The sequence below is a fragment of the Stenotrophomonas sp. YJH_SMC_119 genome (assembly GCF_059368315.1).
In genome coordinates this window covers 281,592-298,923 of the sequence record NZ_JCAFRP010000004.1, presented here as the reverse complement: position 1 = coordinate 298,923, position 17,332 = coordinate 281,592, and the positions used below count along the sequence as shown (strand labels likewise).

The 17,332-nt window shown below is 66.7% G+C and carries 19 protein-coding genes and 1 pseudogene; 6 read left to right on the top strand and 14 right to left on the bottom strand.

The genetic code is table 11. The features are described from left to right. Positions 1-9: 9 nt before the first annotated feature. Entirely contained in the window at positions 10-960 is a 951-nt protein-coding gene (locus AC5P6S_RS09050) for a DMT family transporter (protein WP_414489475.1), read from the bottom strand. A gap of 119 nt (positions 961-1,079) precedes the next feature. Beyond that, positions 1,080-1,778 carry a helix-turn-helix transcriptional regulator gene (locus AC5P6S_RS09045; protein ID WP_065183931.1) on the bottom strand — a complete coding sequence of 233 codons (699 nt, stop codon included), beginning with the start codon at positions 1,776-1,778 and terminating at the stop codon, positions 1,080-1,082. Positions 1,779-1,859: 81 nt separating this feature from the next. Here AC5P6S_RS09045 and AC5P6S_RS09040 point away from each other — a divergent pair, with 81 nt between their 5' ends. Further along, positions 1,860-2,639 carry a DUF6491 family protein gene (locus AC5P6S_RS09040; protein ID WP_414489474.1) on the top strand — a complete coding sequence of 260 codons (780 nt, stop codon included), beginning with the start codon at positions 1,860-1,862 and terminating at the stop codon, positions 2,637-2,639. Here the strand turns inward: AC5P6S_RS09040 and AC5P6S_RS09035 are convergent. From AC5P6S_RS09035 to AC5P6S_RS09025, 3 genes are all read right to left on the bottom strand, one after another. Continuing rightward, entirely contained in the window at positions 2,636-3,688 is a 1,053-nt protein-coding gene (locus tag AC5P6S_RS09035; protein ID WP_012480021.1) for a linear amide C-N hydrolase, read from the bottom strand. The two genes, AC5P6S_RS09040 and AC5P6S_RS09035, sit on opposite strands and share 4 nt — an antisense overlap. Positions 3,689-3,757: 69 nt before the next feature. Next, positions 3,758-4,171: a DUF6691 family protein gene (locus AC5P6S_RS09030; protein ID WP_005409414.1), complete on the bottom strand. Its 414-nt coding sequence runs from the start codon at positions 4,169-4,171 to the stop codon at positions 3,758-3,760. Continuing rightward, positions 4,168-4,605: a YeeE/YedE family protein gene (locus AC5P6S_RS09025; protein WP_043035070.1), complete on the bottom strand. Its 438-nt coding sequence runs from the start codon at positions 4,603-4,605 to the stop codon at positions 4,168-4,170. The genes AC5P6S_RS09030 and AC5P6S_RS09025 overlap by 4 nt, the downstream gene beginning before the upstream one ends. Before the next feature lie 86 nt (positions 4,606-4,691). Between AC5P6S_RS09025 and AC5P6S_RS09020 the strand changes: the two genes are divergently transcribed. Then, on the top strand, positions 4,692-5,012 hold the full coding sequence (locus AC5P6S_RS09020) for an ArsR/SmtB family transcription factor (RefSeq protein ID WP_043035069.1): 321 nt from the start codon (positions 4,692-4,694) through the stop codon (positions 5,010-5,012). Between the two features lie 15 nt (positions 5,013-5,027). Here the strand turns inward: AC5P6S_RS09020 and AC5P6S_RS09015 are convergent. The 5 genes and pseudogenes from AC5P6S_RS09015 to AC5P6S_RS08995 all read right to left on the bottom strand — a co-directional run bounded on the left by AC5P6S_RS09015 (position 5,028) and on the right by AC5P6S_RS08995 (position 11,161). After that, positions 5,028-5,450: pseudogene (locus AC5P6S_RS09015) on the bottom strand (BLUF domain-containing protein). Positions 5,451-5,533: 83 nt separating this feature from the next. Beyond that, a complete protein-coding gene (locus AC5P6S_RS09010) occupies positions 5,534-6,667 on the bottom strand; it encodes a hybrid sensor histidine kinase/response regulator (protein WP_043035068.1) in 1,134 nt (377 codons plus the stop codon). Then, positions 6,664-7,239: a chemotaxis protein CheB gene (locus tag AC5P6S_RS09005; protein ID WP_005409409.1), complete on the bottom strand. Its 576-nt coding sequence runs from the start codon at positions 7,237-7,239 to the stop codon at positions 6,664-6,666. The genes AC5P6S_RS09010 and AC5P6S_RS09005 overlap by 4 nt, the downstream gene beginning before the upstream one ends. Further along, on the bottom strand, positions 7,239-8,063 hold the full coding sequence (locus AC5P6S_RS09000) for a CheR family methyltransferase (RefSeq protein ID WP_005409408.1): 825 nt from the start codon (positions 8,061-8,063) through the stop codon (positions 7,239-7,241). Before AC5P6S_RS09000 ends, AC5P6S_RS09005 begins: the two co-directional genes overlap by 1 nt. After that, a complete protein-coding gene (locus AC5P6S_RS08995) occupies positions 8,060-11,161 on the bottom strand; it encodes a hybrid sensor histidine kinase/response regulator (RefSeq protein ID WP_012480016.1) in 3,102 nt (1,033 codons plus the stop codon). Before AC5P6S_RS08995 ends, AC5P6S_RS09000 begins: the two co-directional genes overlap by 4 nt. 151 nt (positions 11,162-11,312) lie before the next feature. Here AC5P6S_RS08995 and AC5P6S_RS08990 point away from each other — a divergent pair, with 151 nt between their 5' ends. Further along, positions 11,313-12,476, top strand: coding sequence for a two-component system sensor histidine kinase NtrB (locus tag AC5P6S_RS08990; RefSeq protein ID WP_394253808.1), 1,164 nt, complete (start codon positions 11,313-11,315; stop codon positions 12,474-12,476). Then, the gene (locus tag AC5P6S_RS08985; RefSeq protein WP_012480014.1) at positions 12,466-12,825 is read left to right on the top strand and encodes a response regulator; all 360 of its coding nucleotides are present in this window, start codon (positions 12,466-12,468) and stop codon (positions 12,823-12,825) included. The genes AC5P6S_RS08990 and AC5P6S_RS08985 overlap by 11 nt, the downstream gene beginning before the upstream one ends. A gap of 31 nt (positions 12,826-12,856) precedes the next feature. On the opposite strand, the gene AC5P6S_RS08980 is transcribed toward AC5P6S_RS08985, so the two are convergent. Then, entirely contained in the window at positions 12,857-13,423 is a 567-nt protein-coding gene (locus AC5P6S_RS08980) for a TetR/AcrR family transcriptional regulator (RefSeq protein ID WP_005409404.1), read from the bottom strand. A gap of 172 nt (positions 13,424-13,595) precedes the next feature. Here AC5P6S_RS08980 and AC5P6S_RS08975 point away from each other — a divergent pair, with 172 nt between their 5' ends. After that, positions 13,596-14,426 (top strand): universal stress protein, encoded by an 831-nt coding sequence (locus tag AC5P6S_RS08975; RefSeq protein ID WP_005409403.1) that lies wholly within the window; start codon positions 13,596-13,598, stop codon positions 14,424-14,426. Here AC5P6S_RS08975 and AC5P6S_RS08970 read toward each other — a convergent pair. Beyond that, positions 14,374-15,267, bottom strand: a complete 894-nt coding sequence (locus AC5P6S_RS08970) for an AraC family transcriptional regulator (RefSeq protein WP_005409402.1) — start codon at positions 15,265-15,267, stop codon at positions 14,374-14,376. The two genes, AC5P6S_RS08975 and AC5P6S_RS08970, sit on opposite strands and share 53 nt — an antisense overlap. A 146-nt stretch (positions 15,268-15,413) precedes the next feature. Between AC5P6S_RS08970 and AC5P6S_RS08965 the strand changes: the two genes are divergently transcribed. Next, the gene (locus tag AC5P6S_RS08965) at positions 15,414-15,974 is read left to right on the top strand and encodes a GNAT family N-acetyltransferase (RefSeq protein ID WP_005409401.1); all 561 of its coding nucleotides are present in this window, start codon (positions 15,414-15,416) and stop codon (positions 15,972-15,974) included. A gap of 7 nt (positions 15,975-15,981) precedes the next feature. Here the strand turns inward: AC5P6S_RS08965 and AC5P6S_RS08960 are convergent, their stop codons facing one another. Both AC5P6S_RS08960 and AC5P6S_RS08955 read right to left on the bottom strand, forming a co-directional pair. Continuing rightward, positions 15,982-16,446: a GNAT family N-acetyltransferase gene (locus tag AC5P6S_RS08960; RefSeq protein ID WP_099497631.1), complete on the bottom strand. Its 465-nt coding sequence runs from the start codon at positions 16,444-16,446 to the stop codon at positions 15,982-15,984. Positions 16,447-16,619: 173 nt separating this feature from the next. Then, complete coding sequence (locus AC5P6S_RS08955; protein ID WP_005409399.1) at positions 16,620-17,102, bottom strand: hypothetical protein; 483 nt, start codon at positions 17,100-17,102, stop codon at positions 16,620-16,622. Positions 17,103-17,332 lie beyond the last annotated feature (230 nt).

Below are 17,332 nucleotides of genomic sequence, written 5' to 3'. Positions count from 1 at the left end.
CGCACGCATTCAGCCGGCATGTTCGGCGATCGCCCGTGGAGTACGATGGGCATGCGCGCACAGCATCACGCCGGCCACCAGGAACACGATCGCCAGCGCTTCCAGCAGCGAAGGCCAGCGCTGCTGCCAGGCGAAGGCATACGCCAGCGCGAACAGCGTCTCGAACACGATCATCTGGCCGGTCAGGGTCAGCGGCAGCAGGCGGCTGGCGCGGTTCCAGAACGCATTGCCGAGGATCGAGGCCACCACCGCCACACCGGCACTGATTGCCCAGAAACCACTCCACTGCGCCGCCGTGTGCCCGCTGGTGTGGCCGATGAAGGCCATCGGCACCAGCAGCAGGGCCAGGCCGCCGGTGGTGACGCCGGTCAGCAGCGACCAGTCGTGGCTGGACAAGTCCGGTCGACGCGCCAGCCAGCGGCTGTTGCCGATCGAGTACAACGCCCACGAGAACAGCGCGCCGAACGCGCACAGCAGGCCGATCAGGCGCTGCCGCCACGGGGTTGCCAGGTGCTCGGACATCAGTGCTTCCCAACCAACCAGGGCCACGCCCAGCACGCACAGGCCCAGTGCCGGCAGCAGCTGTTTCAAAGGCACTGCACCCTGTTCGCGCACGCCGACCAGGGTGACCACCACCGGAATCAGGCCGACAATCAGCGACGCCGCCGCACCGCCAGCCCACTGCACCGCCGTGGCCAGCAGCAGGAAGTACACCAGGTTCCCGGCCAGGCTCAGCCACAGCAGCCCGATCCATTCGGCGCGACCCAGCTGCGGTGCCAGCCGCTTCCAGCGCGGGAGCAGCAGTACTACGGCGATCAGGCCGTAGACCAGATAGCGGCCGGCCGACAATTGCAGGGCGTTGAACGACTGCAGCACGGCGGGCGCGAGGAAAACCACGCCCCACAGCGCGCCAGCGGCCACGCCATTGGCGATGCCCAGGGCCATCGGGTTGTTGCGCATTCGGGTTCTTCGGGGGGAGAGAACAGGCCGCGCAGTGTAAGCGCTGGCAAGCGGGCGCTCTTGACCGAGGCTATTGCCCTGACCGGCCGCGCGTGCGCAAAGCCGAGCGTGGCTCGACCCTACAGTCCGGCGCCCCGGCGCCACGCTGCGGGAGTCTGGCCGCACTCGCGGCGCAGCGCACGGGTCAGTGCGCTCTGCTCGGAATAGCCCGCGGCCAGCGCGATATCGCTGATTGGCGCCACGCTGGTGCGCAGCTGGTGCTTGGCCCAACGCAACCGGCTTGCGCTGAGCCAGGCCTGCGGGCTGAGCCCGAACTCCCGCCGGAACAGCGCATGCAAACGGCTCTCGCTGACCCCGACGAACGCCGCCATGCGCGCCACCGGCCACGCCTGCCCGGGGTCGGCCTGGACCGCCGCACACAGACCCTGCATGCGCGCGCCACTGCCGGCAGGTGCAAATACCTGCAGCAACTGCGGCAGCAGCGCCGGCATCGACTGCCCTGCCTGCACCTCAGCCAGGCGTCGGCGCAATGCCAGCGGCAGATGCAGCCAGCGCTGCCGGCACAGATGCTCCTGCGTGCCGTCATCAAGTACGCCCGGAGGACAGTCAACGATCACGAAACCATTGGGACCATCAGCCATCTGGTCATGCGCCTCACCGGCGGCCACGAATGCCCCCTGCAGCACGTCCAGCCGACCTCCGCGGCCTTCCATTTCGAACTGCAGTTCACCCTGCACTGGCAGCACCCACTGCGCGTAGTCATGGCGGTCCAGGCCGGTGGCCTGGCCGTAGTGCCGCAGATGGAAGATGGCGCCCATCCTTGCAGTGTGCGCGTGTAACAACGGCCGTGCAAACCGTTGCTATAGTCGATCCGTCATCCAACGCAGGGAGTGCAGGACATGACCCATCAGCAGGTGTCCCTGGCGCTCGCCACCGGCCTCGGCCTGGCGCTCGCAGCTTCGGTCTCCGCACAGGAGCGTACGCCACCGGCCCCGCACTGCATGGACGCTGTCGGCGTACAGGAAGTGGAGCAGGCATCACCGCGCTCGATCGCACTGCGCGCCGCCTCCGGCCAGCCCTTTCGGATCGACTTCAACGAAGATTGTCCCGGCGTCCGCGGTGCCACCTCACTGAAACTGGAAGCCCCCGCCGGCTGGGCCTGCGGCCGCCCCAGCGAACGCGTCGTGGTCGACGGCCGCCGATGCACCATCAGCGCGGTCACCCCGCTGCAGAATCGCGATTATGCCAGCGTCGCCCGCGACAGCGGCCGCCTGCGCACCGCTACCCTGCCTGCCGTGACCATCCGCGAACGCAAGGAGGTGCGTCGCAGCTTCGGCGGCTCACCGTCCTACTGCTTTGCCACGCGCAACGTGCGTGCCTGGTCATCCGACCCGCAGGGCATGCTGGTGGAGACCAATCCGCGCCGCAATGGCGGCCATCGCTACTACCGGGTCGAACTCGGCAGCCACTGCCGCCAGCTCGACCGCGCGCCGCAGCTGAGCTTCCACTCGGGCCTGCAGAACGGCCTGATCTGTGGCAATCCCGGCGATCGGATCATGACTGCCGAATTCGAGACAGACGATCTGCGCGGTGAAAGCATCGCCCCGCTGCCGCAGTACACGCGCGGCAGCTGCACGATCCAGGCGGTCTACCCGGCCTCCAGCCAGGCGTCGAACTAACCGTCGACGCCGAGGAAGGCGAACGGTGCGCTGGGCACGAACTGGCCCAGTGCATCACCGGCGAAGGTATTGCGCTGGTCCTTGCCGAGGTCGAGCTTGAGTACCTTGCCGGCGAAATCGACCTTGTTCAGATCGACCCAGAAGGTGTTCGGGGTCAATGCCGATTCGAAGAAGTACAGCCGCCGCTTGTGGTCGGCCACGGTGCGCCAGCGCGTGGATGAGATGTTCGGCTCACCCGGCGTGGTGATGCCATACGGCACCGACGCGTTGCGGATCACGCTGAACACGCTGGCCAGGGCCTCCACCGGATCCTCGGCCTTGGGAATGGCGTTGATGTAGAACGAGGCGCGCGCGAAACGGTCAGCAGAGCGGTTGGTGCCCGGCAGCATCACCGTGCCGCCGATCTGCTGCCAGTAGCTGTTGAGCGCCAGCTGCTGCTCGAAGATCGGCGAATTGGTCATCACCTGGTAGCGCCGGTCATGGTGGATCACCTGGCGGCCGCCGATGTACTCGACGATGGCACTGTCGCCGCTGGCATCGGACAGCGAAAGGTGCAGCGTCGCCTGCCGATCTTCACCGGGCACCTTGTCGGTGACGATCGAGTACGGCTCGCGCTTCAACGCGGCGACCGCCTCTTCCACGGTAGCGAAGTTGTCCAGCACATACTGCGCCCACAGCGAAATCGCCAGGCCCGGCTTGTTGCCACGCTGCTGCGGATACTCCGATTCGACCAGCCACAGCAGGTTGGCCACCAGGCCCTTTTCGTTCATGCCATCGGTGGTCGACACGTCGTAGCCGGTGGCCACCACCGAGCCGTAGCGCGCGGTCCACGCCAGCGACTTCGGGCCGGCCTGGCCGGTGCGCGCAATGCCGCGCGGCAGTATGTAGAGGTTGGTCGCCACATCGACCTTCCAGTCCATCGAGCGCGCGGTGATCACATCGCCGTTGTCACCCAGGTACACCGCGCGCGTGCAGGCCAGTGCCGGTGCCACGGCTGCGGCCAGCGCGACCGCCAGCATTCCCCTTCCCATCCACTTCATCCGTGCCATGTCGTTGCACTCCTTTTCCCCGTGATCCGAAGATAGGACCCCAGGCAGGGTGAGACAGGGGTGAAAGCCTCAACGGACGAAGCGGTCGTGCAGCCAGAATCCTGCAAGCATCGAAGGCACGAACCACAGGGCTTCGCGCGACGCCACGGCCACCCCGGCGATGGCCGGGCCTGGGCAATAGCCCGCCCAGCCCCAGCCGATCCCGAACAGCGCGGCACCCAGCAGCAGGCGAGCATCCACACGCCGGGTAACAGGCAGCCGGAAGCGGTCTGCGTACAGCGGCTGCTGTCGCCGCAACACCCACCGCTGCCCGATCGCGCTGACCAGCAGCGCCGAGCCCAGCACCCACAGCAGCGTGGGATCGAAGTCACCGGTGATGTCGAGGAAGCCGAGGACACGACGCGCGTCGGTCATTCCCGAAAGTGCCAACCCCATGCCAAACAATGCGCCCGCCGCGCCGGCGGCCCAGACTGCGCGGCTCATGTTGGGCCTCCGCCATGACGGACCAGGAAGGTGGTCAGCATCGCGCAGGCCATGAACACCAGCACGGCCGCCAGCGATCGCTTCGAAGCGCGGGCCATGCCGCACACACCGTGACCGCTGGTGCAGCCGTTGCCCAGCCGCGTACCGAAGCCGACCAGCAGGCCGGCTCCCATCAACTGCCATGCCGGCAGCGCATCACGCAGCAGCGCACGCGGCGATGCCTCGGGCACCGATTGCCACCACAGCACCAGCCCCGCCGATGCGGTCAGGCCGGCCAGGAAGGCCCAGCGCCAGGCACGCTCGCCCTTGCCTGCGCGCAGGCTGCCTGCGGTGATGCCGCTGATGCCCGCCACGCGTCCGATGGTGGCGAGCAACAGCACCGCGGCGGCGCCGATCAACGCACCACCTGCCGCCGCACTCCATGGCAGGTTCATGCCCTGCCCTCTTCGCTGCCGTACATGGGATTGCCCATTTGTTTAGATTATTCTAAATTAGATCATTCTAAACAAAATGGTCAACCATGGCCCGGACCCAGCTCGACAGCGCCGCGATGGCCGAACACGCGTCGCAGGCAGCCACGCTGCTCAAAAGCCTGGCCCACCCGGCCCGGCTGCGGGTGCTGTGCCGCCTGGTGGAAGGTGAAGCGTCGGTACCGGAACTGCAGGCACTGACCGGCCTGAGCGCATCGGCGTTGTCACAGCATCTGGCGGTGCTGCGCGGACTGGATATCGTGGCGACCCGGCGCGAAGCGCAGGCGATCCACTACCGGGTTCTTGAAGGGCCCGCACTGGGCGTGCTGCAGGCGCTGCATGCGGCGTACTGCGGTGCTGCTTCGCGCTGAATCCGGCGCAGACCATCAGCCTGCGTGCAGCGCCGGCTGCACCACCTGACCGAGCAGGTCCACTGGCGTCGGTGCCAAACGATCGCCCTGCAGGCGCCGGGAGAATCCGGACCGGTCACTGCAGGAAAGCTGGCGCAGCATTGACGCGTCGACCGGCAGCGAACGCATCGGCCAATAGGGAAACTGGCGCTGGCCCAGGCGGCCGCGTCCCAGTCCGGTGATGTCGATGTGGCTTCCTGCCTGCAGGATGCACTCTTAGATCGATGCCATCCGGTGGCCCCTCGATGTACTGCAGGAAACGCTCGCCATCACGCAGCAGCACGCCGGTCACCCTGCCAGCTTGTTGAATCGTGCCGCGTCCTCCACCAGCCGATGCAGGCACTCGGCGGACAGGTCCGGCAGCGCCCGGCTGACGTAGGCGATGGCGCGCAATGGCATGGCGCTTCCCTGACAGAATAGGCGCCCACGCTGGCAGTTGCGGACCAGTCCGCCTCAGTCCGCCGAAACGCTGGCCGAAGCGTTCAGGTTGCCGCCAAGACCGTGCCGTCGCAGCGTCGTGGCAGCATTGCCTCGAACACCACCTGGCCCGCTTCGTTGCGGGCCGCAATGCGCCCGCCGTGCGCGCGGACGAACTGATCGACGATGTACAGGCCCAGGCCCAGGCCCTTGCTCTGGTGGAAGCTGGCCTTGAACGGTTCGAACAGTCGCGGCAACAGCGCGTCATCGATCCGGCCGGCGTTGCTGACCCGCAGCAGTACGCCGCGCGGGTCGCGCCCATCCACCTCCACCCTCGCCTCGCTGCCATGGGTCAGCGCATTGCCGACCAGGTTGGCGGCGACCTGGCCAAGGCGATCCAGATCGCCCTGCAGCCGCGTGTCTCCCTGCAGGTCCAGGTGGATCCGGTCCGCCCCATGCGCGCTGCCCGCCTCGGCGACTACCGCGCGCGTCACGTCGGCCAGATCGCAGGCACTTGCCTCCAGCCTCAGGCCACCGCTGCGGATCCGCGAAAAATCCAGCAGCTGCTCGACCATCCGCGCCATCCGCAGGGTGCTGGCTTCCAGGTACTGCAGGGTCTGCTGCGCGCCTGCGTTGTCTTCCGGAAGCTCCAGCGCCAGCTTGTCGGCACACAGCAGGATCGCCGACAACGGCGTGCGCAGGTCGTGGGTCAAAACGGCAGCCATCGTCTCGTTGAGCTTCAGCGCGCGCTCCAGTGCCTCGTTGCGCGCCTTCAGCAGCTGCCGCTGCTGGTACAGCTCGATGAAGACGTTGACCTTGCTCAGGATCACCTGCGGCGCCACCGGCTTGTGCAGGAAATCGACCGCACCGCTTTCGTAGCCCTTGAACACGCGCAGGGGATCATCCGGAGAGGCGGTCAGGAAGATGATCGGCACGTCGCGGCTGCGATGCGAACCGCGCATCAGTTCGGCCAGGGTGAAGCCATCGATCTCCGGCATGTGCACGTCAAGCAGGGCCAATGCCACCTCGTGCTCGAGCAGCAGCTCCAACGCCTGCGCGCCCGAGCCGGCCAGCAGCAGGTTGACCCCTTCGCGCTGCAGCAGGGCCTGCATGGCTACCAGGTTCTGCGGCACGTCATCGACGATCAGCAGGTTGACCGGGGTCCGCGACTGCGCAGGTTCCGGTGGCAACAGGTTCATGCAAACAACTCCTTCAGGCGGCGACACATCAGTTCAAGGGGCAGCACGGCATCGGCGCCGGCGTACTGCAGGGCGGAAGCGGGCATCATCGACGCCTCGGCTTCCTCGGGACATTGCAGCCAGGCATGGCCACCGGCACGGCGCACGGCGGCAACGCCCTCGCTGCCATCACTGCTGGCACCGGTCAGCAGCAGGGCCAATACCTGCGCGCCGAACACCGCCGCAGCGGAGTCGAACAGCGGATCGATGGCCGGACGGGAAAACAGCACCGGTGCATCCACCGACAACGCCACCGCCCCCTCGTCCTCCACCAGCAGGTGGTAATCCGGCGGCGCGAACGTCACCGTGCCCGGCTGCAACGGCTGCTTGTCTTCGGCTTCGCGCACCGGCAACGCGCAGTACGGCGCCAGCACCTCGGCGATGCGGCTGGTACGGTCACGCGGCAGGTGCAGCACGGCCAGTACCGGTACCGGCAGCTTCGCCGGCAGTGCACCGAGCACCGCCTGCAGGGCCGCCACGCCACCGGCGGACGCGCCGATCACCAGCACGGCCGGACGCACCGGCAGCGTCATCAGGCCACCTTCCGGTACAGGCGGTGCTCTCGCGAACAGACCTCGAAGGCATCGTGGTGGCACCCGAACTGCAGCGACTCCTTGCTGCCCAGGCCAAGGAAGCCCCGGTGCACCAGCGCTTCGCGGAACAGGCCGACGGCACGATCCTGCAGGTCGCGGTTGAAATAGATCAGCACGTTGCGGCACGACACCAGGTGCACTTCGGAGAACACGGTATCGGTGGCCAGGCTGTGGTCGGCGAACACCACGTTGCGGCGCAGTTGGCGGTCGAACACCGCACCATCGTAGGCGGTGGCGTAGTAGTCCGACAGCGACGCGGTGCCACCGGCGGCCAGGTAGTTGCGGCTGAACTGGGCCATCCGGTCGATGCCATAGGCGCCCGCCTCGGCGGTGGCCAGCGCGGCCGGATTGATGTCGGTGGCATAGACGATGCTGCGCTCGAGCAGGCCTTCCTCATGCAGCAGGATCGCCAGCGACCACACTTCCTCGCCCGTGCTGCAGCCGGCCACCCACAGCTTCACCGAGGGATAGGTACGCAGCACTGGCACCACCTGCTCGCGCAGCTCACGGAAATACGCAGGGTCACGGAACATCTCCGAGACCTGCACAGTGAAGAACTGCATGGCCTGGGCGAACAGGTCCGGCTCGTGCAGCAGCCGGTACTGCAGGTCGACCAGCCGCTCGCACTCATAGCGCTGCATCGCCTGGCGCATGCGTCGGCGCAGCGACGACACCGCATAGCTGCGGAAATCGTAGTGGTAGCGCTGGTACAGCGCCTCCAGCAGGACCTTCAGTTCGAGGTCGAACAGCGCCTGTTCGTTCATTGCCGCGAGCACCAGACCCGGCACAGCGAGACCAGCTTGTCGACGTCGATGGGCTTGGCGATGTAATCGTTGGCGCCCGCCTGCAGGCAACGCTCACGGTCGTCCGGCATGGCCTTGGCAGTCAGCGCGATGATCGGCAGGTCCTGCAGGTGACGCTGCGCGCGGATCTCGCGCATCGCGGCCAGGCCATCCTTCTCCGGCATCATGATGTCCATCAGCACCAGGTCGACTTCGCGCTCGGCCAGGCGGTCCACTGCCTCCTGCCCATTGCGCGCGATCTCCAGCGTCACACCCAGCGGCTCGAGCACGCTGGACAGCGCAAAGATGTTGCGCACGTCGTCCTCGGCCAGCAGTACGGTGCGTCCATCGAGCACGGTGTCGCGACGGCGCGCCTCGCGCAGCAGGCGCTGCTGGTCGGTGGGCAGGCTGGCTTCCACGCTGTGCAGGAACAGGGTGACTTCATCCAGCAGGCGCTCGGGCGAACGCGCGCCCTTGATGATGATGCTCTTGGAATAGCGGCGCAGGCGCTGTTCTTCCTCGCGACCGAGCGCGCGGCCGGTATAGACGATCACCGGCGGGAAGCCGACGTCATCGTTGCCGGCCATGTGTTCGAGCAGGTCGTAGCCGCTGCCGTCAGGCAGTGACAGGTCCATCACCATGCAATCAAAGGTGACCGTGCTGAGCTGCTCCAGCGCGCCAGCAAGCGTTCCCACGGCGACGATCTGCAGCTGATCACGGCCCAGCAGCAGTTCCAGGTTGTGGCGCAGCTCGCTGTCGTCCTCGACGATCAGCAGGCGCCGCACGTCGCGCTGGCTGGTCTGTTCCAGCTGCTCGATGGCGCTCACCAGGCGCTCGCGCGTGGTCGGCTTGATCGCGAACCCGATCGCGCCGAGCTCGCGCGCCACCTGGCTGCGGTCCGTTGCCGAGACCACGTGCACAGGGATATGGCGGGTATCGGGGTTGCGCTTCAGGCGCTCCAGCACGCTCAGGCCGGACACGTCCGGCAGGCCGATATCGAGCAGGATGCCGTTCGGTCGCAGTTCGCCGGCCAGGGCCAGCGCCTCTTCGGCCGTCCCGGCCACCACGCAGTCGAAATCCAGTTCATGGGCCAGGGCCACCAGCGCTTCGGCGAACGTAGCGTCGTCCTCGACGGCCAGGATCAGGCGGCCCGGGTGCTGGCGACGACCGCGGTCGTCGGCCACGCTGGGCACCGTCGTCGTCGGCGCCACCGGAGCCCTTGCTGGCACCTGCATCGCCGGCACAGCGGCCGCGACCGGCGAGGCCACGGGGGCTGCGGCGATGTCCGCGGCGCTCGACGCGGGCGCGCCCTGCAACGGCAGTTCCAGAATGAAGCAGCTGCCACGGCCCGGTTCGCTGTCGACCTGGATGCTGCCGCCCATGCGCTCGGCCAGATCGCGCGAGATCGACAGCCCCAGGCCGGTGCCACCGTAGCGGCGACGGGTGCTGCCATCGGCCTGGCGGAAGGCTTCGAAGATGACCTGCAGCTGCTCGCGGGCAATGCCGATACCGCTGTCGCAGACCTCGAAACGGATGCGCCCCTGGCCGGCCGCGCGCACGTGCAGGCTGACCTTTCCATGCTCGGTGAACTTCACCGCATTGGCCAGCAGGTTCTTCAGGATCTGCTGCAGGCGCTGGCTGTCGACCACCAGCTGGCTCGGCGCCAGCGCATCGGCCTCGATCTGCAGGGCCAGGCCCTTCTGCCGCGCCATCGGCTCGAAAGTCTCGCGCAGGCGCTGCAGCACGCTGTCGGTCACCACCACTTCATCAGCCAGCTCGACGTGGCCGGCCTCGATGCGCGACAGGTCCAGGATGTCGTTGATCAGCGCCAGCAGATCGTTGTTGGACGACAGGATCGCACGCGCATACTTCACCTGTTCTTCGGTGAGCGTGCCGTCCTTGTTGTCGGCCAGCAGCTTGGCCAGGATCAGCGAGCTGTTCAGCGGCGTGCGCAGTTCGTGCGACATGTTGGCCAGGAACTCGGACTTGTAGCGCGATGTCGCGGCCAGTTCGTTGCTGTTGCGCACCAGCTGGCTCTGCGCGACCAGCAGTGCCTGCTTCTGCGCCTCCAGCTCGTGGGTCCGCTCTTCCAGCTGGACGTTGCTCTGTTCCAGCTCGGCCTGCTGTTCTTCCAGATGGCTCTGCGACTGCAGCAGGCTGCGGCTCTGCTCTTCCAGTTCCTCATTGGCCACGCGCAGCTCTTCCTGCTGGGCCTGCAGCTCCTCGCCCTGGCGCTGCGATTCCTCCAGCAGCACCACCAGTTGTGCGCGCAGCAGCGATGCACGCAGCGCCATGCCGATGGTCTCGGCGCAGCGCTCCAGCAGCTCGCGATCCAGGTCGCGCTGCGCACCCGCCCGGGCGCGTCCCAGCTCGACGATGCCTACCACGGTGCCGTCACTGCTGATCGGCGCCAAGATGCGCTCGCGCACCGGCAACCGCCCCAGGCTGGTCTGCAGTTCAAGTACGGCGTCGTCGCTGCCCTCCAGGTGACGGATGCACTCATCCCGCGCCACCTGCCCGGCCACGCCCTCCTGCAATGCCAGCGACGCCGGCATGCCGGACGGCAACGCCAGGCCGCCGGTCAGCTGCAGTCGTCCGCCTTCCAGCCGGTACACGGCGCCGACGTCGGCCTCCAGTTGCGCGCCCAGGCTGGTGGCTGCCGCCTCGGCAATCTGCTCCGGGCCGAGGTCGCCGCGCAGGCTCATCGCTACCGCGTTCTCGGCCTCCTGCAGCCACAACGCCCGCATTGCGTCCCGGCGTGCCTGGATCGCGCGGGAGACGATCAGCGCGATCATCAGGAACGCACAACCACCGATGCTTCGGTTGACCAGCGAGAACGCCGAGTTCGAGCTGGCCGGGGCGATGTTGAAACCGATGACCAGCAGGACGCAGGCGAGCACAGCCACGATGAACGGCGCGCGCGCACTGCGCTGGAACACCGTGACGCCCACGGCCAGGAAATACGCCAGCCATACCGCATAACCGAGCGGTACCACCAGCTCCAATGCGATGGTCGCAGCCAGCAGCACGGCGGACGTCATCCAGATCCAGCGGTCACGCGTAGTCGCACCAGGACGCATGCAGGTCGGTTCCAGAACAAAAAGGGTGGGTGATGGTACTCCGTGTCGTATTCAGCCGCACAGGACAAATGGCACGTGTCCCGCCTCCACGCCTCCTTCACACTTGAATGCCTAGCTTCACGTCCCTCACAGGGGTAACACTTATTTTTACGTGGACGCTGCCGCCTCTACGACGTCCGTGCTGACGGACCCTTCCCGCCAACTGCGACTGCTGATCGACAGCGTGCGCGACCATGCGCTGTACCTGCTTGATCCGGATGGCATCGTCTGCAGCTGGAACCCGGGTGCGGAGCGCATCAAGGGCTATTCAGCCGATGAAGTGGTGGGCACCCACTTTGGTCGCTTCTACCTGGCCGCCGACCGCGAGGCAGGAGAACCGCAACGCCTGCTCCGCCATGCAGCGCAGCATGGCCACGTTGCCAATGAGGGCTGGCGGGTACGCCGCGATGGCTCGTCGTTCCGTGCCAGTGTTGTCATCGAGCCGGTGATTGAAGCGGGTGAGCTGCTCGGCTACGTCAAGATCACCCGCGACATCACCGAGCAGTGGCAGGCACAGCGCCTGCTGCGTGATGCCCAACGAGCGCTGCGCAATACCCAACAGTTCGAGGCCGTCGGCCGACTCAGCCGCGGCCTGTCGCATGAGTTCAACAACCTGCTGACCACCATCGGCAACGCACTTGACCTGCTGTCCCTGCGCGTTGGCGGTGACGATGCGCGCGCCGCCGAGCTGCTCGATGCTGCGCAGAGCGCGACCGATCGTGGTGCGCTGCTGACCCGCCAGCTGCTGGCGTTCAGCACTGGCCAGACCCTGATCCGCGAACCACTGGATATCAACGTGTTGATACAGCAGTGGCTGCCGGACCTGCAACGCGCCTGCCCGTCCACGGTGATGCTGGATGCCCAGCTGGCACCCGGCCTGCCTGCGGTCAACACCGATGCGGCGCAGCTGCAGACGGCGCTGGCCAATCTGGTCGCCAATGCCGCCGATGCTACCCTTGAAGGCGGTCGCATCCTGATCGGCACCGCGCTGGAGCATCGCCTCGACCCGGACGCGGACTCCACGCTGCAACGTGGCTATGTCACCCTCAGCGTCTGCGATGAAGGCCACGGGATGGCGGCCGACATCGCCGAACGGGCCACCGAGCCCTTCTTCACCACCAAGGACATCGGCAAAGGCAGCGGCCTGGGCCTGAGCCAGGTGTTCGGATTCACTACCCAGAGCGGCGGCTTCGTCGACGTGTCCACCACGCCCGGTGTCGGCACCACGGTCAGCCTGCTGCTACCCGCAATGGAGGACCCTGCCGATGACCGATGACCCGATCCGCGTACTGATGGTGGAAGACCAGACCGATCTGCGTGAAATGATCGGCCTGGCCCTGCGCGAACTCGGCATCGATGTGGCCACGACCGCCGATGGCCACGAGGCGGCGGAACTGCTCAAGGGCGAAGCACGTTTCGACGTGGTGTTCAGCGACGTCAGCATGCCCAACGGCATGTCCGGCATCGAGCTGAGCGAGCATGTGGCACGCGAACAGCCGCAGGCACGGATGATCCTCTCGTCCGGCTATGCCCGTTCGCAGCTGCCGCCGCTGCCCGAGCAGGTGGAGTTCCTGCCCAAGCCCTATCGCCTGCGCCAGCTGGTGCAGTTGCTCAGGCAGGCGTAAGCCACGGCGCCCCCGCAGGAAACCCCTGCGGTCAACCCATCATCGCCCCCCGCTGGAACGACGCCAGCAGCGTAGAGGCTGCCGCTGCCGGCGCCAGCCGACCGCGTGCCAGTGACCAGGTGATGCCGTAGAAACAGCTCCAGTAGAAGTCCGCGAGCCACACCGCGGTGAAACCGACGTTGAACTCTCCGGCCGCCTGACCCCGCAGGAAGAAGGCCTCGAAGCGCTCGCCGATCGGCGCCCAGCGCTCCGGCAGCAGGTGCAGGTCGCCCAGGCGCTGCTGTTCTTCCATCATCCGTGCGAACAGCAGCGTCACCAGCTCCCAGTCCGCCAGCAGCGTGGCGGTGACCTGCTCCAGCACGTGGCGTGCATCACCGCCCTGGTCGAACCAGGCCGCCGCCGCTTCCACGCGCTCGAAACCGGCCGCGAACAGGGCCTCGTCGATCGCCTCCCGGGTAGGCGCAAACCGGTACAGGGTCGCGCGGCTGATGCCCGCCCCGCGCGCGAGTTCGCTGAGGGTGCAGCGTGGATGGCTGACCAGGGTGGCCGCCAGCGCATGGGGCAGGTCGCGTCGTGTACGTGCTGCGGCAGGTCGCATGAAAAGCGATGGGGTGTGGGCTGGCCCTCACGCTAGCATGAATCATCAATTAATAAATTGAATCAAATATGATTCACACGAATCACGAATGCGCTACAACGGGGGTGCGTCCGGTGCACCCGGGTCGGTGCACGGCAGGGAACGCGTCACAGGCATCGAGGGAGACAACGCCATGCTGCACCCACTACGCGATATCGCCGTGCTGTTCGACGCCAGCGACACCGGGCACCGCGTTCTCAACATCGCCGCCGACCTGGCGCAGGCCCAGCAGGCGCATCTGGTCGCAGTCTCCACGGCCCTGCATCCCACCGACATCGCCAACGGCTTCGCGCGCGGTGCCGGCATCGCCGCCGCGCTGGACCACGAGGCCCGCGCGGATGCCGCCTGCACCGCACAGCTGATGCAGAACCTGCGTGCCGTGTCCGAGCCGCTGCAGATCAGCACCGAACTGCGCATCGTCTCGGACTACCTGGGTGGCGCCGACCTGGCGCTGCAGTCGCTGTACTGCGACCTGATCATCGCCGGCTATCCGCACACACCAGGCGCGCCCTCCGGCTGGCATCCACTGGGCACGCTTCGCCAGACCGGGGTACCGATGCTGCTGGTGCCGCCGCACTGGAAGGGCGAGCAGGTCGGCCGGCGTATCGTGGTGGCCTGGAATGCCAGCAAGCAGGCACGTCGTGCGGTGGCAGATGCCCTGCCTCTTCTGGCCCGGGCGCAGGCCGTGCACCTGCTGATGGTCGACACGCCCAAGGCTGAAGCGGCACCCGGCGCTGAAATGGCCCAGCATCTGGCGCGGCACGGCGTTGAAGTGGAGATCCAGGCGATCAGCTCCAGCCAAGGGGGCGTAGCTGCCACCATTCGCCAGCATGTACTTGATGCCGAAGCCGATCTGCTGGTGCTGGGGCCCTACAGCCGCAGTCGCGTGGTCGAGCGCGTGCTCGGCGGGGTCACCGAGGATCTGCTCGCCGAAGTACCGGCGCCCTTGTTCGTATCGCACTGATACCGCCCTGCCCCGCCCGGCGGTAGCCGGTCAGCGATTGGCCGGTGTGCCGCCGGAAATAGCGGCACAGGTAGGACGCGTCCTCGAAACACAGGCGTTCGGCGATGCGTCCGATCGGCAGTTCGCTGTAGCTCAGCAGCGCCTTGATCTCCAGCACCACCTGGCGGTCGATCAACGCCTTCGGCGTTTCGCCGAAGCATTCCCGGGTCACCTGCGAGAGATAGAACGGGGTAATGCACAGCGCCTCGGCGTAGGACTGCACGTCGCGTTGGCGCGTGCTGCGCTGGCCGACCAGTTCCCAGAAGCTCCAGGCCAGGCGCTCGCGTCGGCCGACCTGCGGCGCCGCCTCGTAGTATGCCGGGAGCAGTGTGGCGAACTTCAGGAAAAAGGTCTGCAGCAGGTTGCGCAGCATCACGTGCCGATGGCGGCCACCGTTGTGCTGGGCATCCATCAACTGCTGCAGCCAACCCTGCAGCAGCGGCACCTCCAGCGGTGACGGTACACAATGAGGGTGCTCGTGCAGGAACTTGAACAGTGCATTGGGCAGCACATAGGCCACCTCCGAGGCCAGCGCTTTCGGCACCAGGCAGGCCACCGCAAGGAAGCCGCGCGAACGCTGCCGCAGCAGCGCCAGCGTATCCTCCGCCAGCACCAGTACGTCGTGCCGCTGCACCGCCACTTCGCGGAAGTTCAGTGCGAACCGCGCACGCCCGGACACGCACACCAGCACCGTCAGATAGGCGTGCCCGAACGACAGCGGAACACCCAAGCCTTCAGCCAGCGTACTGACTTCCAGGCGCATGGATTCGTCCTGTTCCAGAAGCTGGGGAATGCGATCCATGGGCCGATCCACTGGGATATCGCGGCAGAGCATATCCGCCCGAACGAAGAAGTTGTGAAAAGTACCGAAACCATCAAGGTCCCGCCCTGTGCTCCCCGCCCGTCGAAACCTAGCCTGTGCACTCTCTCTCCACCGACGGACCCGCCATGCAACTGGCCACCCAACGCTTGATCCTGCGCCCCTGGCGCGACAGTGACGCCGCCGATCTGTACGAGTACGCCCGCGACCCGCGTGTGGGGCCCATTGCCGGTTGGCCACCGCATGCCAGCGTAGAGGAGAGTGCCGACATCATCCGCACCGTGTTCAACCGACCGGAGGTCTACGCCCTGCAGAGCCGCGAGAACGGGCGTGCCATCGGATGCGTCGGCATCCTGATCGGTGCAGACAGCAACTTCAGCTTGGGCGAGCGCGAGGGAGAGATCGCCTACTGGATCGGCGTACCGTACTGGGGTCGTGGCCTGGTACCCGAAGCTGTACGTGAGGTGATGCGGCATGCCTTCCTGGATCTGCAGCTGGACGCGTTGTGGTGCGGCTACTTCGACGACAACCTGCAATCGATGAGCGCGCAGGCCAAATGCGGTTTCCGCCATCACCACACCGAGGTCAACCAGTTCAACCGCTTTCTCGCCGACTACCGCACCGAACACATCAGCCGCATCACCGCCAGGGAATGGCAGGCACAGCAGACCGTACCACTACCCACATGATCACGGCTCAGCCGTCGCTGCGCTGCATGAAGAACAGTTCCGGCGTCGAGGCATCTTCCACCGGCTGGAAGCCGAAATCGCGGTAGAGCGCGACCGCCGCGACGTTGTCACGATAGACACGCAGGCTCAGGCGCTGCACATCCGGCGACCGCAGGGCCTCGGCACACAACAACTGCATCAGCACCCGGCCCAGGCCGCGCCCACGCGCCTGCGGCGAGACAATGATGCGGCCCAGGTGGGCAGTGCCGGGCGCGGTCAACCAGTACTGGCCGAACCCCATGCACGCACCCTCCCCGTCCAACAGCACCCAACCCGGGCGCTCGGCCAGTTCAAGAGCCTGTGCGAATGCCTCAGGCAGCAGAGGAAACGCAACGCCCGGGCCAGCCCAGCGTTGCGTCGCTGCAACCGAATCGAGCCAGCCAGCGATACGCGGATAATGCCGAGGTTGAACCGGTTGCAACTGTGCGGGCATATGGAAGCCTGTGTGGTCCCGTCAACCTGCCGCGGCCGCTGCCTGGGTTGGAGGCTGATGATCAGGCGCTTGCAGCGGACGTGCTTGCGCGAACTGGGCTGCGGTAACAGTGCGTAAGACGGATGTCCCCTGCAGGAAGCCGCCGCACTCGACGGCGGCGACCTGTCGGCGCTTTACCGGCAGACGTACTCGCGTGCCGACTCGATGGTGTCCACGTCGAGCTCTTCGTATTGGATCTCGACGGTTTCCATGCTGGACGCGGTGACCACCGCGCGCGCGCCAAGATTGCAGGCGGCAGGCAGCCCGCCAGCGTACGCTTGGCCATTGATCGCATACGCCAGGCCGTAGCAGGCCGAGCCGAGCTGGAACGGATTGTGGTTGCAGGCCATGAGCTGACTGTTGGCAAGGTCACTGGAAGCCGTGTAGTTGGACGTCCAGCCACTGCCGGCATCGCTGCCGCAGCTACCCGGGTACCCCTGGATCTGCGCACCGCTGGAGTCGCAGGTGTGGTAGGCGAAACTGCCGAAGAAACTGGTCTTTACGTACGCGGTGCGGCCGCTGTCTACCCATTGTGCCGCAGCAGCGCTCTGGGCAAAGGCGGACAGGCCGAGCAGGCACACGGCAGCAGCGGTGAGAGGTTTCAATCCCTTCAACATGACTATCGTCCTCGGTATTGGCGTAGTGCACGCCTCATGCGTGCCAACCGAGTCTACCCCGCAGGTATACGGGCAAATATGACAGGCTCGACAGTCTGGGCCCTTCTGCGCACCCGATGCCTGAAGGGGAAGACGGCTTCGTGGCGAGCGCCGCCTGTTGACTGGCCATTGTGACCACTGCGACCAAAGCACTGGAAGGTGCCGTGGAACAAGGAGCGCCACTCGATCAC

Bases quoted from the DNA above. Each gene is read 5' to 3' on its own strand.
- AC5P6S_RS09050 (WP_414489475.1), bottom strand. From the start codon at position 960: ATGCGCAACAACCCGATGGCCCTGGGCATCGCCAATGGCGTGGCCGCT.
- AC5P6S_RS09045 (WP_065183931.1), bottom strand. From the start codon at position 1,778: ATGGGCGCCATCTTCCATCTGCGGCACTACGGCCAGGCCACCGGCCTG.
- AC5P6S_RS09040 (WP_414489474.1), top strand. From the start codon at position 1,860: ATGACCCATCAGCAGGTGTCCCTGGCGCTCGCCACCGGCCTCGGCCTG.
- AC5P6S_RS09035 (WP_012480021.1), bottom strand. From the start codon at position 3,688: ATGGCACGGATGAAGTGGATGGGAAGGGGAATGCTGGCGGTCGCGCTG.
- AC5P6S_RS09030 (WP_005409414.1), bottom strand. From the start codon at position 4,171: ATGAGCCGCGCAGTCTGGGCCGCCGGCGCGGCGGGCGCATTGTTTGGC.
- AC5P6S_RS09025 (WP_043035070.1), bottom strand. From the start codon at position 4,605: ATGAACCTGCCATGGAGTGCGGCGGCAGGTGGTGCGTTGATCGGCGCC.
- AC5P6S_RS09020 (WP_043035069.1), top strand. From the start codon at position 4,692: ATGGCCCGGACCCAGCTCGACAGCGCCGCGATGGCCGAACACGCGTCG.
- AC5P6S_RS09010 (WP_043035068.1), bottom strand. From the start codon at position 6,667: ATGAACCTGTTGCCACCGGAACCTGCGCAGTCGCGGACCCCGGTCAAC.
- AC5P6S_RS09005 (WP_005409409.1), bottom strand. From the start codon at position 7,239: ATGACGCTGCCGGTGCGTCCGGCCGTGCTGGTGATCGGCGCGTCCGCC.
- AC5P6S_RS09000 (WP_005409408.1), bottom strand. From the start codon at position 8,063: ATGAACGAACAGGCGCTGTTCGACCTCGAACTGAAGGTCCTGCTGGAG.
- AC5P6S_RS08995 (WP_012480016.1), bottom strand. From the start codon at position 11,161: ATGCGTCCTGGTGCGACTACGCGTGACCGCTGGATCTGGATGACGTCC.
- AC5P6S_RS08985 (WP_012480014.1), top strand. From the start codon at position 12,466: ATGACCGATGACCCGATCCGCGTACTGATGGTGGAAGACCAGACCGAT.
- AC5P6S_RS08980 (WP_005409404.1), bottom strand. From the start codon at position 13,423: ATGCGACCTGCCGCAGCACGTACACGACGCGACCTGCCCCATGCGCTG.
- AC5P6S_RS08975 (WP_005409403.1), top strand. From the start codon at position 13,596: ATGCTGCACCCACTACGCGATATCGCCGTGCTGTTCGACGCCAGCGAC.
- AC5P6S_RS08970 (WP_005409402.1), bottom strand. From the start codon at position 15,267: ATGGATCGCATTCCCCAGCTTCTGGAACAGGACGAATCCATGCGCCTG.
- AC5P6S_RS08965 (WP_005409401.1), top strand. From the start codon at position 15,414: ATGCAACTGGCCACCCAACGCTTGATCCTGCGCCCCTGGCGCGACAGT.
- AC5P6S_RS08960 (WP_099497631.1), bottom strand. From the start codon at position 16,446: ATGCCCGCACAGTTGCAACCGGTTCAACCTCGGCATTATCCGCGTATC.
- AC5P6S_RS08955 (WP_005409399.1), bottom strand. From the start codon at position 17,102: ATGTTGAAGGGATTGAAACCTCTCACCGCTGCTGCCGTGTGCCTGCTC.